We start from the raw sequence: 16,636 nt of genomic DNA, 5'->3' as shown, positions 1-16,636 counted from the left end.
GAGTCACCACGATATGATCCTACACCCACACGCTAAGATTAACCTCGGGCTACGTATCCTACACCGCCGCCCCGACGGCTACCACGATATCGAGAGCTGTATGCTCCCCATCGGCTGGGCGGATCAGCTCGCGGTAGAGATAGCTACAGGAGCAGCAGAGGACTCGTACGAGATCGCTGGGCTAGCGGGTGAACTACCCATCGAGCGCAATCTCATCTACAAAGCGGTACAACTACTCCGAGCGCATCACCGCGATATACCTCCGCTACGGCTCAAACTCGAGAAGCGGATCCCGTCAGAAGCTGGTCTCGGTGGAGGCTCTGCTGATGCCGCCTACACGCTCCTGGCGGTCAACGAACTGTGCCACTTAGGACTCGCCACGGCACAGCTAGAGACGTTGGCGGGAGAGCTCGGCAGCGACTGCCCCTTCTTCATCCAGTCCCGCCCCGTGCTGGTCACAGGCCGTGGCGAAAAGCTCACACCGCTCACGATGCCGTCAGCACTGCACGGCAAATGGCTTCTCGTCGTCAAGCCCCCCATCGGCATGAGCACTGCCGAGGCGTACCGACAGGTGATACGTCACCCCGAGGCGGAGGGCAAGCTCGCTACACTCCTCGAGCGACCGATAGGGGAGTGGCGAGAGCTCATCGTCAACGACTTCGAGCCTGTCGTCTTCGCGCACTATCCCGAGCTAGCCGCTCTGCGAGACAAGCTCTACCACCACGGCGCCCTCTACGCTGCCATGTCCGGCTCTGGCACCGCCCTCTACGCCCTCTTCACCGACAATCCACTCTCGTCCACATCTCTCACTGCCCACTTCGCCGACCTCCCCGTCTGGCTCGAGCGCCTCTCCCTCTAAATGTTCCGACCACACGGATAGCGACCTGTATGGACACAAGAACCGAGCGTTCATACTTCTTGCTATTTCTCTTTCCTCCTGAGGAAATATCAAATAGCTCACGAGAAAACGATATTTCTTCACGGAGCCGGGAAATAAAAGTTCGGAAGAATGAAATGAAACTTCGGAAGAAAGATTTCGAAGTTCCGAAGAATTTTTTCGTTCCTCCGTGGAGGATTCTCGTTTTCTACCGAGGCAATTTTGATTTCCTCGGAGGTGTGGTGTCAGGAGCTTCGAAGGGTGTCGGAGTGCATCGAGGGAGTTAGAGATTAGAAATGAGAGATTAGAGGTTAGAGATCGGAGTGTTTCGGAACTATCGGAGCCATCGAAATGATCGAATTTCTAACCTCTAATATCTAACTTCTAATATCTAATCTCTAACTTCTAACCTCTAATATCTAATTTCTAAATTTGTATCTTTGCGGTGAGGTACATATCACCATCTAAAAAACCTATTACAAATATGTCACAAGACAAGACTATACGCTGCCTGATCATCGGGTCAGGGCCTGCGGGATATACAGCCGCTATCTACGCTTCACGGGCTAACCTATCGCCTGTGCTTTACCAGGGTCTACAGCCTGGGGGACAACTTACTACGACCACTGAGGTGGAGAACTTCCCGGGCTTCCCCGAGGGTGTCACGGGTCCTCAGCTTCTCGAGCAGATGCGCCAGCAGGCGGAGCGCTTTGGAACAGACATTCGCTCGGGCGAGGTGACACGCATTGACTTCTCGAAGCGCCCCTTCGAGGTGGAGATCGATGGCTCTACGGAGCTAACGGCACAGGCGGTCATCATCGCCACGGGAGCTCGCGCTAAGTATCTCGGTCTCGATGATGAGAAGAAGTATGCTGGCATGGGCGTATCAGCCTGCGCTACGTGCGACGGCTTCTTCTATCGCAAGAAGCGTGTCGCTGTCGTGGGCGGTGGCGACACGGCTTGCGAGGAGGCACTCTACCTAGCGGGCATCGCGGAGCAGGTCTACCTGATCGTGCGCAAGGATCATCTGCGCGCCTCTAAGGTAATGCAGGAGAGACTCTTCGCTCGGGAGAATATAGAGGTGCTCTTTGAGCACAACACGGTGGGGCTCTTTGGCGACAATGGCGTGGAGGGTGCTCACCTTGTTTACAAGAAGGGCACGCCTGAGGAGGCTAAGCGTGATATAGCGATCGATGGCTTCTTCCTGGCTATCGGACACAAGCCGAATACAGACTTCCTAGCAGGTCAGCTGGAGCTAGATGAGGCGGGCTACATCGTGACTCGTGAGGGACGACCGCTGACCAGTGTGGAGGGGGTCTTTGCCGCTGGAGATGTAGCGGATCCACGCTATCGTCAGGCGATTACCTCGGCTGGTACGGGTTGCCGTGCTGCGCTGGAGGTGGAGAAGTATCTCCTCGAGAAGGGACTATAACGTTTTGCTGGCGAGGCAATCGCTTCGCCAGCAAAGCTTTTACTATAAGTAGCTATGGATATGACTAAGCAGTGGACCTTTTGGGCAGCCTTGGCACTGGCGGTCGCCTTTGTCATAGGCATTTGGATCGCAGGCTCGACTTATCAGTCGGTGCGCAACCCTCGCATCGTTTCGGTCACGGGCAATGCGGAGCAGGACTTCGAGAGTGACTTGATCGTCTGGAGCGCTTCCTTTCGAGTGCATCGTGCTACGCTAAGCGACGCTTACACGGAGATAGAGCGGGAGCGCACGGTGGTACAGGAGTTCCTTCAGAAGGCTGGTCTGAAGGCCGATGGCTACACCTTCGAGAGTCTAGAGGTGTCGCAGGACTACAACAATGGCTACGATACGCACGGTAACTATCAGCAAGTGCCCAATGGCTATGTCCTCACGCAGTCGGTGACCGTGACGAGCAAGGATCTGGACGGGGTCGAGTCTTTGTCGAAGAGTATCTCTTCGCTGATCTCTCAGGGAGTCGAGATAACGAGCCGAGCGCCAGCCTACTACTACACGAATCTGGACGACCTCAAGCATCAGATGCTGCGTCAAGCCTCTGAGGATGCGCTGAATCGTGCCGAGGAGATAGCCTCAGGTAGCCGTGGTAAGGTGGGTAAGCTGCAGAACGCCTCAATGGGGGTCTTCCAAATTGTCGGCAAGAACGCTGGCGAGGACTACTCGTGGGGTGGCGCTTTCAACACTTCCTCACGTCACAAGACGATCTCGGTGACTGTCCGCGCGACCTACGCACTCCGCTAGATGACGGGCATGTGTCGCACCTTCGGAGTGATGGAGCCTACGTGCGACTAGGGGTGTCATTTGTGCCAAATAATCAGTACCTTTGTAGCGGTTTACACTATGGGTAAATCACTACATGAAGACATTTACACCAACAACTGCTTCTGCTCCTGACTCAAAGCAGACGATCTTGGACCGTCGCTATCTGCGTATGGCTCGTATATGGGCTGAGAACTCCTACTGTCAGCGTCGACAAGTGGGAGCCCTCATCGTGCACAATCAGATGATCATCTCGGACGGCTACAATGGTACGCCCTCGGGCTTTGAGAATGTGTGCGAAGATGACGAGGGGATCACGAAGCCTTACGTCCTCCACGCAGAGGCGAATGCGATTACCAAGGTGGCAGCCTCGGGCAATAACTGCACGGGGGCGACGATCTACATAACCGCCTCGCCTTGCCTAGAGTGTGCTAAGCTGATCATCCAAAGTCGCATACGACGTGTGGTCTATGGCGAGCAGTACCGACTCACCGACGGCTTGGAGCTACTCAAGCGTGCTGGTGTCGAGGTGGTCTACATACCACTGGACACTACTTCGTCAGACACGGAGTCCTCTACCCATTAGTATATGTACCTATTCCTAGATAACAAGTGGTAGATATGCGCCGTCAGTATAAATATTTGCTTTGCCTTGTGGCTGGAGCGTTGATCGGGAGCTTAGCTTTCTGGCTCATCTCTCGCTATCGGAGCTTCACGCATGCAGACAAGTTTGACCAGGTACTCCAGTTGATCGATAAGTATTACGTAGACTCCGTGGACATGGAGGAGCTACGGACCAATCTTTTGCCTTATCTGCTAGGCGCTTTGGATCCGCACTCGACTTACATCCCGCCACTCGAGTCTGAGCGTGAGGCGCAGAGACTGGAGGGACAGTTTGAGGGGATTGGGATCATCTACAACATTATCACCGACACGATCGTCGTTGATCAGGTCTTCGCTGGAGGGCCCTCCGAGACGGCTGGACTAGAGCCTGGCGACCGCATCCTAGCGTGCGATGGCAAGAGCCTTCTCGGTGAGCGCAACAACCAAGACACCATCACCTCGGCACTGAGAGGTCCTGCGGGATCCGTGGTGCGACTCTCGGTACTACGTCGCAATGCGCGCAGAGATGTGAGCGTAGTGCGTGGCCCTGTGCCGATTCAGAGCATCGAGGTGAGCTATATGCTGACACCCACCATCGGACTAATGCAGATCACCACTTGGGCTCGGACTACTTATGACGAATTCATTCAGCATTGGGGTGCTCTCCAAAGAGCTGGGGCGAAAGCGCTGGTCCTAGACTTGAGAGACAATACGGGAGGCTACATGAATTCGGCCATAGCCGTCGCCAATGAGTTCCTTCAGGAGGGGCAATTGATCGTTTATACCGAGGGACGCACCATGCCTCGTGAAGATGTGGTGGCCAATGGCGAAGGTATGCTACAGCGACTGCCACTCGTGGTGCTGGTCAATGAGAATAGTGCGTCAGCCTCCGAGATCTTCTCTGGAGCGATGCAAGACCACGATCGGGCGATGATCGTAGGACGACAGACCTATGGCAAGGGTTTAGTACAGCAGCCCTTTACCTTTGCGGACAAGTCCAGCGTACGTCTCACAGTAGCGCGCTATTACACACCTTCGGGGCGTAACATACAGCGCCCCTACGAGCAGGGTAGTCTCTCTTCCATTGAGGAGAGCCTTATGAGCGTCTCAGGTATCAAGCCCGTGGGCGACTATGCGGACACACTCTCACTGACTAAGCAAAAGCAGCGGGAGTATCATAGCGACAATGGTCGTCTTCTCTTCAGCGGCTATGGCATTATGCCAGACATCTTCATCCCGCAAGACACCGCCATGATCAATGCTTATGCAGCGCGTCTGATCATGTCGGGGCTGATGCAGGAGTACGCCTTTTACTTTGTAGATCTAAATAGAGAGAGCCTCCGTGAGATGCACTCCGTACAGGAGCTACTAGACCTACTGGCTCAGGAGAAGTCTCTAATAACAGACCTAGCCGCATACGCTGCCGAGCGAGGTATAGCACAGCGTCCACAGATGCTACGCCAAGCCTCACGGAGGTTGCAACTACAGATGTATGCTTTGATAGCTAATCATCTCTTTGGCGCCACGGGCTTCTATCAGGTGATAACGCAAGACGACCCGATGATCAGTAGCGCAGAGCAATATATAGAAGACAATTATCACACGCAAAGATGAGTTGTGACAGAGTGAGAGAAGAGAAAAAAGCGTTGCGTCGCACCATCCGTACTAAGATGCGGAGCGAGTGGACCGAGGAGTACCGGCAGACAGTCTCAGAGCGTGTCTGTGAGCAGATAGAGACCTTCCTGCCCTTCGTGCGGAGTCACAGTATAGCACTGTACTGTGCCATGGCCGACGAGGTAGATCTCACCGCTATCCTAGAGCGCTACCAGGGTGAGAAGAGACTGCTCATCCCCCGTGTCGAGGGCGATGATATCAACTTCTACACCTATCAGTCAGACTCGCTCGTCACCAGCGAGGACTACAAGATCCTTGAGCCCACCGCTGCCGTCGAGGAGGCGGTAGATCCCGCAGAGATCGAGCTCATCCTCGTGCCTGGGCTCGCATTTGACCCGCATGGCGGACGTATGGGGCGTGGCAAGGGGTATTACGATCGCTTTTTTGCACGTTGTCCCCACGCACTCCGTGTAGCAGTCACCTCCTCGATGCAGATCGTTGATCAGATCCCGCTAGAGCCGTGGGACGTCACCATGCACTACATCATATCTGACAGCAAAACTTACGAGGTGCGCGACTAAGAGCGGACGCATCAACCTACAAACATTACCAAAGCAAGCTCCCCCCACCACAGTACATCGACTGTGATGGGGGGAGTCTCTATTTACTAGTAGGCTATAAGCACGCTTCGTGCGATAGCCTTTTGGAGACTGTTGACTTTTGCAACAGTCTCTTTTGGCAGTACCTACTATATATTATAGGAGTGCATCTAGGCCACCCTTCAGATCTGCGATGATGTCCTCGACATTCTCCAGACCGATCGAGAGACGTACCATACCCTCGCCAATGTCAGAAGCAGCGCGCTCCTCAGGCGTGTAGGGCGAGTGCGTCATACTAGCTGGGTGCTCGATAAGCGTCTCAGCATCACCAAGGCTCACGCAGAGCGTAGCTAGGTGCAGGCTGTTCATCAGCTTGCGACCAGCCTCTAGACCACCCTTGAGCTCGAAGGCAATCATAGCACCCGGTAGGCGCATCTGCTTCTGAGCCAGCTCATACTGTGGGAAGCTTTTGAGACCAGGGTAAGCGATCGATGCGACAGCGGGATGCTTCTCCAGGAACTCAGCCACGCGCTGCGCATTAGCGCAGTGACGCTCCATACGTATCTCCAGTGTCTTGATACCACGAGCGATCAAGTAAGCCTCAAACGGCCCAAGCACTGAACCCGTCATATCCTTGACAGCGAAGAGACGTACCTGGTCAATGTACTCCTTGCGACCGACGACGAATCCTGCGATCACATCACCGTGACCATTCAGATACTTCGTAGCCGAGTGTACAACCACGTCAGCACCGAGGTCTAGTGGACGCGTGATGAAGGGCGTGCAGTAAGTATTGTCCACCATCAGGACAGTTCCCTCCTGGCTGTGAGCTATCTTAGCAGCGCCTTCGATATCCGTCAGGTACATGTTAGGATTAGCCGGCGTCTCGATGTAGACCAGCTTCGTATTAGGACGCATAGCAGCCTTGATCTCATTCAGATTGCGTGCATCAACGAAGGTTACCTCCACGCCAAAGCGTGAGAGCCCGTGCTCGAGGAATGAGTAGGTACAGCCGTAGAGCGTCTTACCAGCGACGATATGGTCACCAGCCTGTACTAGCGGATAGATAGCAGAGGTGATCGCACCGATACCTGAAGAGGCGCTGACACAAGCCTCGCCACCCTCTAGAGAGGCGACCTTCTGCTCAGCAGCCGTGCAGGTCGGGTTCCCTAGACGAGTGTAGATGTAGCCATCCTCCTCGAGGGCAAAGCGTCTGCCGCCCTGCTCTGCAGAGTCAAAGACGAAGGTAGAGGTCTGGTAAATAGGAGTAGCCAGCGTACCGTGCTGATTGTGCTCGCTACCCGCATGGATGGCACGCGTAGCGAAGCCCATCTGCTGTAGTTCTTTTGGATCTATCATAAAGCTTTATTTAAAGGATTGATTATTCGGTACGAAGGTACGAAAAAATAGCGCTCACGACTACATAATATTGGGTAGAGTTTAGCGATTAGAAGGAGCGGACGTGCGTCTCTACGATACGGGGTATACTTCACCCCTACGGAGGAAATCGCAAATCTCTAGGGAGCAAACGAAATTTCCCCACGGAGCCGGGAAATAAAAGTTCGGAAGAATGAAATGAAACTTCGGAAGAAAGATTTCGAAGTTCCGAAGAATTTTTTCGTTCCTCCGTGGAGGTTTACAGATTCCCACCGAGGAAGTCCAAAATTCCTCCGTGGAGAGCTGAGAGAGCTCGCCATTTACGACATACTTACAGGCGTTAGCTCTACTGTTGAAGCCATTTAGGCGGTTTTTGCCATCGTGCGGTCGTCATGCTCCATCTAGGAGAAAAAGAAGTGCTACAGGAGGTGGCCTGACTTCTTGCTAAAACACGCTTCCTAGAGCGATATGGGTATGGGAATATTTGGAAAATCGGAATAATATCGCCTATTTGGAATTGTTACATACCAAACTATAGCTATTGTGTACTAAATGGATAATTACTACCTTTGTCGGCAAAGGTGCAGTTTCGTATCAATACCATTCTGCGCCAATCAACAGATATTCCAAACCAACAAACATTCAAAACAATGAATCACCGATTACTTATTGCCACGCTGCTAGCCCTCCTTGGGATGGCTATTTATGCGCCACTACCAGCTCAGCAGGCTGGCGAGAGCAATGTCATTACGATCAAGCTCTCGGCGATGCCTACCGATGATGATGACCAGCCCACCACACTCCCACTAGCTGTGCAGGGAGAGGGTATAACCATCGAGGGTGTCGCTGAGGCTTACGCTGCTGATCGCTCTTCTTACAAGCCTACAGCACTAGAGATCAAGATCCGTGGTGCTGTTAAGTCAATTCGCTGCGACTACGCCAACGTACTCTCGGCAATGGACATCACTAGCTCCAAGACGATCGAGCAGCTCAATGTCAAGAACAGTGGCATGACCGATCTACAGGTAAAGGGTGTCACCTCGCTCCAGGAGCTGATCTGTGCTCGCACCTCTATCCCTGCACTAGATCTGACAGGCTGCACGGGACTGACGAAGCTCGAGGCGAATTCCTGTATGAAGCTCACGAGCGTCACACTCACGGGCTGTACAGCTCTCGAGGAGATACAGCTACAAAACGGTGAAATCAAGACGCTTGACCTCTCAGGCTTGACAAAGGTTAAGAGCCTTCAGCTAGAGCGTAACCCACTTGCGACACTCCAAGTGGCTGGACTGACCAAGCTCACGACGCTCAACGTAGAGGGGACCAAGCTTACAGCTCTATCTCTCTCCGACTGCACAGCTCTAGAGATGCTCACCGCCTCTCGCTGTGGCGATCTAGCTACCATTCAGCTACCTAAGACGGGCCAGCTACAGTACCTCTACCTATCGGACTGCAAGCCACTACAGACGGTAGACCTGACGGGGCTTACGGGACTTAAGGAGGCTTACCTAGAGCACAATAAGTCTCTTACCAAGGTGATTGTATCCGACTGTCCTAACCTCAAGCTACTTAGCCTATACCTCAGCGCTCTCCCCGCAGAGGCTACACTCGCTGTCGTCAATGGACTGGCAGACCACAGTGCTGACTACGATGCTATGAAGCCTGCCTTCAAGGTCTACGCAAAGGGCGTTAAGTTTGACTACACGGAGGCAAACGTTTGGACTCCCAAGGCTGCAAGCGTAGCTAGACGCAAGGGATGGACGCTCTACTCTAAGAATGACAACGACAACTCCATTCCCAAACCACTCTACAGCGACTATGCCAAGGTCACAATCGAAAAGACGGAGCATGGCAAGGTCGCTCTAGAGGGACTAGATGCCGAAGACTTAGCTCTCCTCCCCGTGGGTGAGACCTACAAGGTGGTCGCTACACCAGATGAGGGGTATCAGCTAGAGACCCTTAAGCTCAATGACGAGGATATACTTAAGGATATGCAGTTTGACCTAATGGCAGATGGCAAGGTCACAGCAACCTTTGCCAAGGGTAGCGTATATCAGTACTACCTCACCAAGGTAGAGCCCTCTAAGCCTCACCCTGACCTCTACACGTATACCTATGGATACGATGATAACAAGCGATGGACAAGCCGTACCGAGACTAAGGCTGATGGCTCTATCTCTCAGCACAACAGCATTAGCTACGACGCCAAAGGTCGGATCTCCGACATCGCCACAACTATCTCCACAGACTACGATGGAGACGGCAAGCCCAGCATGTTTGCACACTTCACATACGATGACCAGGGTCATATGACTGGACGCCAGATGAAGCTATACGATAATCTAATGGCTAACTACAAGATACTCTATCGCCCAGACGGTCAGGTAGACTACTGGGTGGACGAGAAGGCTCAGGTGATGTCTGAGTACACCTACAATGACAAGGGACAGCTCATCGAGGAGCAATTTGGCAAGCCTGACCTCTCACAAGATCGTCCTACTATCACCACCTTGTCGGGCAAGACCTTCTATACTTATAACGAGAAGGGACAAAAGAGCGAGGTGAAGAGCTCTGCGGCTCAATTTGAGTGGAAGTACTTCAAGGGAGAGGCCTACAAGTGGGACAACAACGGACTCCTAACGACCTATCAAGCGATCAATTTCGAGTACCAAGAGGGTGAGAAGGATGCCGACAAGGGTGTCGCTAAGCCTGTCTATGAGTTGCGCTTTCAGTATGCACCAGAGCAGACGGCAAAGGTCTTTTGGCCTAAGCGACCCTTTACAGAGGGCGGAGGTACGCTCGCTGAGTTCCTCTACGAGCTCACGGGACACTGCCAGAAGGCTGAGTACTGGAGCCTAAGCGATGGCAAGGAGAAGCACTTCATGGACTTCGTCTACACCTTTGAGGCTTCACCACGTCACCTCCAGGAGCTAGTCGACAGAGGCGCCACGACGGTACAGTATGCCTATGGCACGATCACCGCTGAGGGCGCATCCCTAGAGGGCCTTCAGGTATACGACACTACAGGTCAGCTGCTCCGTGACTACCGCACGGCACCTTGCCAGCGCATAGACATGGGCGTCAGCGAGCTACCCGACGGACTATACATCGTTCGCACGATCTCCTCTGACAGCACACAGACTGACAAGGTGGTTATAACACAATAAGCAAGCAAGACCTATGCTTCACTCTATCATAAGGCGAGGACTCATGACTATGCTCATGGGCCTCGCCCTATGCTCTCTTCAGAGCTACGCAGCTTCTCGTATCCTATTCACCACGGCTCTGCCAGTAGGATCGACGATCACACTCACCCTCTCCGCAGATGGTGCAGTAACGGCTCAAGGCCTCGCAGGATCCATCCTCGCTGATGGCAAGGCACACGCTTATACCCTTGAGAGTGCTGAGGTGAAGCTCTCAGGAGCCATCACGGCTATCACGCTTTCGCACCAAAAGCTCTCTGCACTTGACATACGACAGGCCAAAGAGCTCACCGAGCTACGTTGTGTGGACAACAACCTCACGGAGCTAAACCTTTCCTTTGCCAAAGGACTCCAGCATCTAGACTGCACCTTCAATCAGCTAGAGCAACTCAACATACCCAAAGCTTCTGCCCTCAAGGAGCTACGCCTCAAGGGCAACTACGTCAAGAGCCTTGACCTGGACCAGTGTCCTGACCTAGAGATCCTCGACTATGCGGACAACTACTATCCCGCCTTTATAGACCTAAGTAAGTGTCCTAAACTACAACAGCTAGATCTCGCAAAGAATCAGTTTCGCTCTCTAGATCTATCCCACAATGGAGCTCTGCGCTCACTCTCTTGTGGAGAAAACGAGATCTCCTCTCTAGACTTAGCGCATCTCTCCTCACTGGAGCGCCTCTCCGTAGCTAACTGCTCTAATCTAAGCAAGCTAACCCTCGGAGAGCAATCCAAGCTACGTTACCTAGACCTCTACGGCACAGGCGTAAGGAGTTTAGACTTCTCTAAGTTTCCTCTTCTTGAGGAGCTCTCCTGTGCTTATGGACAGCTCGCCTCGCTAGACCTCTCTCACAATCAGAACCTCCGCATCCTCAGCTGTGCCAAGAACCCCTTCGCTGGGCTAGACGTATCGCACTGCCCACTCCTCGAGGAGCTCAGCTGTGGCGACCTGCAGATCAAGTCTATCGACCTAAGTCACAACCCTAAGCTCGTATCACTACGGATAGGGCACAACAACCTCTCGCAGATAGACCTCTCTGCTCAGAAGGAGCTCAAGACGCTACACCTCTTCTACAATAACATCAGCAAGCTCGATCTCTCTGCGCAAACGCATCTAGAGGAGCTACTCTGCAACGACAACCAGCTCTCCTCCATAACCCTGCCAGCTAGCGCACCGCTTCGCCAATTGGACATCTACGACAATCAGATCAAGGAGTCACAGATGGCGCAGATCATTGCCCAGCTACCCAATCGCACGGGGCAGACGAGAGGACTCTTTAAGGTGGTGAACTCGCCCAGCACCCTTGAGGGCAATGTCTGTACCAAGGCTCTTGTGGAGCAAGCTCTCGGTAAGTATTGGCGCGTCGTCGACTATGCGGACTTTGCCGACAGTGGCAATGGACTAGACTACAGAGGATCCGATGCTCCCGAGCTAGGCGAGAGCGTGGTCAAGTTCACCTTTGACAAGGCGGGTAGCACCGTACAGCTCACCGTCGGCGGATTAGGACTGCTCGAGTCCACAGGTACCACCAAGCCTATTACCAATTCAAAGGATCCCGTCACCTATACCCTCGAGGGCAACGAGCTAACCATCCATGGAGATGTCTACAAGCTGATCGTCAGCGGAGCCACCATCCAGGCCGTAGAGCTGACCAAGGCGACCTACCTCCGCGAGCTCGAGCTACATGACTACCAGCCTGCGACCATCACACTCGCAGAGCTACCCAACCTCGTGTCGCTCCGACTGCACGACAATCAGCTCACCTCCATCCAGCTCAGTGGTACGCCACTGCTAAACTACATCTCTTGCTACGGCAACAAGCTAACCGTCGAGGCGGGCAAAGACGTTATTGCCAGCTTACCCAAGCGTCTTGAAGCGGAACGAGCTACGATCCTCTGGCTCAATAGCAAGGGCGCAGGTGTTGACAACGCTTTTGCCAAGGAGCTACAACTCCTAGCACAGGCTAAGGGCTGGACGATGAGTGACTATCTAGACGGGAGCAAGGGAGACACAGGAGCTCCCATTGAGATCCCCACATTCATTCATCCCATCGTACCAGTGGCTACACACGCTGTGCAGATCCGTCTCACAGCGGACGCGCTACAGATTAGTGCAGCGCCTCACACATCTATCGCACTTTACGATCTGTCGGGACAGCTACAGCTACAGACGGAGACCGATGCCGAGGGGCTACGTGAGCTCCCACTCACCGCTTGCCCAGCAGGTCTATACATCCTAGCCACTCCCTCAGAGGCGGTTAAGGTGGTCATACCGTAGACATGGACATTGAGGATTATGGTGCAAGCCATAGCCTCAGTTTAGGGGAACGGAGACTGCTCGCCGCAGTCTCCAAGAAGTAGAGGCTCCTCCTTGGTGGAAGAGCCTCTACGCTATTCTATGTTAAGAGCTTTTACTTGCCAAAGAATGGCTCGAGGATGATCATCAGGTTCTGCATGAAGAACTTCACCGAGATGGCTAGTAGCACTACTCCGAAGAACTTACGCAGGATGTAGATACCCCCCTTACCCAGCCAGCGCTCTAGGAGCGACACGGTGCGGAGCATCAGGTAGATGCAGACCACGTTAAGGATGATAGCGACAAAGAGAGTCGAGTTTGCCGTGCCCGAGGAGCGCATCGTCAGGATCGCTGTAAAGGAGGCTGCACCCGCAAAGAGCGGGAAGACGAGAGGCACGATGTCGGCATTGCCCGAGGGGTCATCATCCTGAAAGACCTGTATACCGAAGATCATCTCGACAGCTAGGACGAAGAGGACGATCGAACCCGCCACAGCAAAGGAGGAGACATCCACCCCGAAGAAGCTGAGTAGTGGCTCGCCTATGAAAAGGAATGCCATAAACATAATGGCCGATATGATGGCCACCTTGCTAGGGTGAAAGACTTTTCCCTTCTCCTTAAGGCTCAGCGCGATCGGGATCGCCCCGATGATGTCGATAGAGACAAAGAGGATCATAAAGGTCGCAAAGAAGCTCGGCAATGTGAAGTGCTCGAAGTCAGAGAGGACGCTATTCCAAAGATTTTCCATAGTCAGTGTTGGTTAAAAGCGGTGTGTAGGGGGACGCTTTCGTCTGCAAAGGTAATAAATAGCGCTACAACCATCAAATGGAGGCGCTCCCGCATCTCAAAAAAGTCCATTCGCACCCCAGCAACCGATGCCTAATTTGCACAGCTCAAAATATTGCTCTATATTTGTCGTAGCAAGACACCGATAGGTGACTTGGTAGCGTGTTCTTAGCATATAGATAGGTAGCACGGCACAGACCCATAGCCGCACTGCTCGATACGGAAACTCTTCAAATTTAATAGACTATTCCGAGATTATTCTGCCTACTTGATGACCGGCCTCGACATGCTCCTGGTGAGTATGTGAGCACTCGTTGCTCCAGTGGACTTCAGAGGGTGGCGGATCCTCAAAACTTGTATGTTCTTCGGAGTTTTTCTAATCCACAGTGCGGCTTTTTTTGTGCCCTTACTCAGAGGAGTGGCGAGAAGAGCCGAGCCACAGCCTCCCAGCTACGTATCCATAGGGGGCGCTTATCCCACTCCGCAAGCGTTAGCTGATGACACGACTGCAGATCCACCTCAAACGTCTTGCAGAGCTCCTCTGCAATTAGCCTATCATACACAAAAGCCATCACCTCTAGATTGATCTCCAAGCTACGGAAGTCCATATTCGCACTGCCGACACCGACGATACGCCTATCCACCACCATTAGCTTAGAGTGTAGGAAGCCGCCACGGTAGCGCCTCACATCCACGCCCGCCTGCATCAGCTGCGTCAGGTAAGAGTCTGAGGCGCGCTGCGTCAGGTAGGAGTCGCCCCGCTCGGGGATCATAACGCAGACATGCACACCACGCATAGCTGCGCTGCAAAGGCTCATCAGCAGCCCCTCAGGCGGGAGGAAGTAAGGCGTCTGGATCAAGATCTCTTCGTGGGCCATCGAGCACGCCTTGACGAACGCCTGCTCGATCGTTAGCCAGTGCGCCTGCGGACCATTCGTCAGGAACTGCATCGCTATCGGATGCTCGTACGCAGCGCCCCGATCGATCTCGGCAAAGTAAGGCGCCAGGTCAAAGCGCTTACGCACCGCCACGGCCCAGTCCACTAGGAAGACACGCTGCAACCCCGCCACGGCACTACCCTCTATGCGAAAGTGCGTATCGCGCCACCGCCCCAGCTCATTGCCCTGCGCATAGTACTGCGCCACATTCATCCCCCCGAGATAGCCGACCCGCTGATCTATCACCACCACCTTGCGATGGTTGCGGTAGTTGATACGCAGATCAATGAAGGGAAACCGTACTGGTAGAAACGCATAGACCTCTCCGCCAGCCCTACGAAGAGGCTTCCAGAAGCCCCTCACATCGCTCCAGAAGGAGCCCAAGCCATCATAGATGACCCGCACACGAACCCCCTCGCGAGCCTTCCTCACTAGGAGGTCACGAAGCTTGACCCCCAGCTCGTCAGAAGCGATAATGTAGTACATCAGATGTATCTCACGCCTTGCCGAGCTGATGTCCTCAAAGAGCTGTCGGTACTTGTCCGTGCCCACCGTGATGACCGACATTGAGGAAGCGGCCAGCACCATACGATCATCACTATTATAGAGCAACTTGCCGAGCGTCCCGTAGTAGGGATCCTCTAGGAGTGCTTGGTGAAAGGTCTGATCGGTGTGCTCTAGTGGCATCCTATTGATCTCCTTAAGGAAATCCTTAGAGATCAACCGCATGGAGGCTGCCGAGCGCCCGAAGAGCAGATAGAGGATCACCCCAACGATAGGCAGAAAGAGCACAACCATCAGCCACGAAAACATCCGATAGATGTCATCGCCGCCCGTCAAGATAACGACCACCACGCCCACGACCAGGAGCGTGTATAGGATAGTCAGCAGTATCGTCCACATAGATCTCAAACCTACGGAGCCAGCCAAGCGCTGTAGCAGACTCGCTATCGCAAAGGTAAGGAATTTAGAGATTAGAGATTAGAGGTGAGAGATTAGAAGTTAGAGGTGAGAGATTAGAGGTTCGGGTTACACGTATCCGATGGCTCCGATTGCTCCGATGGTTCCGATTGCTCCGACTGCTCTGATGCCTCTGATCACTCAGATGACTCCGATCTCTAACCGCTCACCTCTAATCTCTCCCCTCGCTAGGAAATCCGAGATCTCCAGCGAGCAAACGAAAAATCTCCACGGAACCGGGAAATAAAAGTTCGGAAGAATGAAATGAAACTTCGGAAGAAGCAAATCAAAGTTCCGATAAAATTTTTTATGCCTCCGTGGAGGATTTCCATTTTCTACCGAGGCAATTTCTATTTCCTCGGAGGTGTGGTGTCAAGGTCCTCGAAGTGCATCGGAGTGCCTTGAGACGAGTAACGGCTGTAGGGACGCTCGGTCGGACGCAGACCGTCGGAGCGTCCGTCCCCGTTAAAGCGAGACGAGTAACGGGTGTAGGGACGCACGGTCTGTGCGTCCGTTCCCGTTAAAGCGAGACGAGTAACGGTTGTAGGGACGCACGGTCGTGCGTCCGTTCCCGTTAAACGACGAGACGAGTAACGGTTGTAGGGACGCACGGTCTGTGCGTCCGTCCCCGTTAAAGCGAGACGAGTAACGGTTGTAGGGACGCACGGTCGTGCGTCCGTTCCCGTTAAAACCAACGAACGCCGTAACCTTTGACACAACGGACGCTCGACCGAGCGTCCCTACAACCGTTACTCGTCCAGCTTTGACACAACGGACGCACAGCCGTTACACGTCTCGTCGTTCGGGGACGGACTCCCTCTCGCTTGACACTTCCCCTGCGTCCATACAAAGGGTCCATCGTCTCATAAATTAGCGGGATCACCTCACACGTCGGTGAGATGATCCCGCTAGTCTGTATGATTTGTGGTAGCTTTTGCTGGCTACCCGTTTCGGCTGATTGCTTAAGCTTCTGCTGCAGGCTCGACGTCGCTGAGTCCGAGGAGCTTATTGATCTCTTTCTGCAGATCGGCGTGCACCTCGTACAGCTCTTTGATCGTGAGGGGCTTCTGCTCATCGAGCGTGACGAGCTCCTGAACCTTTGCTGCGAGAGCCTGCTCCTTGGCTTGCTCCTTGGCGCTGA

12 protein-coding genes are annotated in these 16,636 nt (G+C 53.6%); 8 read left to right on the top strand and 4 right to left on the bottom strand.

What is annotated here, in order from left to right; genetic code table 11:
* Window positions 1–13: 13 nt before the first annotated feature.
* The 6 genes from ispE (at window position 14) to PORUE0001_RS01410 (ending at window position 5,920) form a co-directional block, all read left to right on the top strand.
* A complete protein-coding gene (gene ispE, locus PORUE0001_RS01435) occupies window positions 14–859 on the top strand; it encodes a 4-(cytidine 5'-diphospho)-2-C-methyl-D-erythritol kinase (RefSeq protein ID WP_007364673.1) in 846 nt (281 codons plus the stop codon).
* Between the two features lie 502 nt (window positions 860–1,361).
* The gene (gene trxB / locus PORUE0001_RS01430; protein ID WP_007364675.1) at window positions 1,362–2,309 is read left to right on the top strand and encodes a thioredoxin-disulfide reductase; all 948 of its coding nucleotides are present in this window, start codon (window positions 1,362–1,364) and stop codon (window positions 2,307–2,309) included.
* Window positions 2,310–2,363: 54 nt separating this feature from the next.
* The gene (locus PORUE0001_RS01425) at window positions 2,364–3,104 is read left to right on the top strand and encodes an SIMPL domain-containing protein (RefSeq protein WP_039865253.1); all 741 of its coding nucleotides are present in this window, start codon (window positions 2,364–2,366) and stop codon (window positions 3,102–3,104) included.
* Between the two features lie 115 nt (window positions 3,105–3,219).
* Window positions 3,220–3,708, top strand: coding sequence for a deoxycytidylate deaminase (locus PORUE0001_RS01420; protein WP_007364681.1), 489 nt, complete (start codon window positions 3,220–3,222; stop codon window positions 3,706–3,708).
* Window positions 3,709–3,743: 35 nt separating this feature from the next.
* The gene (locus PORUE0001_RS01415) at window positions 3,744–5,339 is read left to right on the top strand and encodes a S41 family peptidase (RefSeq protein ID WP_007364669.1); all 1,596 of its coding nucleotides are present in this window, start codon (window positions 3,744–3,746) and stop codon (window positions 5,337–5,339) included.
* Between the two features lie 11 nt (window positions 5,340–5,350).
* Window positions 5,351–5,920 carry a 5-formyltetrahydrofolate cyclo-ligase gene (locus tag PORUE0001_RS01410; RefSeq protein ID WP_100067358.1) on the top strand — a complete coding sequence of 190 codons (570 nt, stop codon included), beginning with the start codon at window positions 5,351–5,353 and terminating at the stop codon, window positions 5,918–5,920.
* Window positions 5,921–6,094: 174 nt separating this feature from the next.
* Here PORUE0001_RS01410 and megL read toward each other — a convergent pair whose 3' ends face one another.
* Window positions 6,095–7,297, bottom strand: coding sequence for a methionine gamma-lyase (gene megL / locus PORUE0001_RS01405; protein ID WP_007364678.1), 1,203 nt, complete (start codon window positions 7,295–7,297; stop codon window positions 6,095–6,097).
* Window positions 7,298–7,965: 668 nt separating this feature from the next.
* On the opposite strand from megL, the gene PORUE0001_RS01400 reads away from it, so the two are divergent.
* The gene (locus PORUE0001_RS01400; protein ID WP_007364672.1) at window positions 7,966–10,482 is read left to right on the top strand and encodes a T9SS type A sorting domain-containing protein; all 2,517 of its coding nucleotides are present in this window, start codon (window positions 7,966–7,968) and stop codon (window positions 10,480–10,482) included.
* 13 nt (window positions 10,483–10,495) lie between these two features.
* Window positions 10,496–12,793, top strand: a complete 2,298-nt coding sequence (locus PORUE0001_RS01395; protein WP_007364660.1) for a leucine-rich repeat domain-containing protein — start codon at window positions 10,496–10,498, stop codon at window positions 12,791–12,793.
* Between the two features lie 133 nt (window positions 12,794–12,926).
* On the opposite strand, the gene PORUE0001_RS01390 is transcribed toward PORUE0001_RS01395, so the two are convergent.
* The 3 genes from PORUE0001_RS01390 to PORUE0001_RS10520 all read right to left on the bottom strand — a co-directional run bounded on the left by PORUE0001_RS01390 (window position 12,927) and on the right by PORUE0001_RS10520 (window position 16,212).
* Entirely contained in the window at window positions 12,927–13,559 is a 633-nt protein-coding gene (locus tag PORUE0001_RS01390) for a MarC family protein (protein ID WP_007364666.1), read from the bottom strand.
* A 448-nt stretch (window positions 13,560–14,007) separates the two neighbouring features.
* Window positions 14,008–15,438, bottom strand: a complete 1,431-nt coding sequence (gene cls, locus PORUE0001_RS01385) for a cardiolipin synthase (protein WP_007364676.1) — start codon at window positions 15,436–15,438, stop codon at window positions 14,008–14,010.
* 522 nt (window positions 15,439–15,960) lie between these two features.
* Window positions 15,961–16,212, bottom strand: a complete 252-nt coding sequence (locus PORUE0001_RS10520; protein ID WP_157750180.1) for a hypothetical protein — start codon at window positions 16,210–16,212, stop codon at window positions 15,961–15,963.
* Between the last annotated feature and the right edge of the window lie 424 nt (window positions 16,213–16,636).

The organism is Porphyromonas uenonis 60-3 (assembly GCF_000174775.1).
In the GTDB taxonomy this organism is placed as follows: Bacteria; Bacteroidota; Bacteroidia; order Bacteroidales; family Porphyromonadaceae; genus Porphyromonas; species Porphyromonas uenonis_A.
The sequence above is the reverse complement of the archived record's forward strand: the minus strand, read 5'-3'. Positions and strand labels throughout refer to the sequence as shown.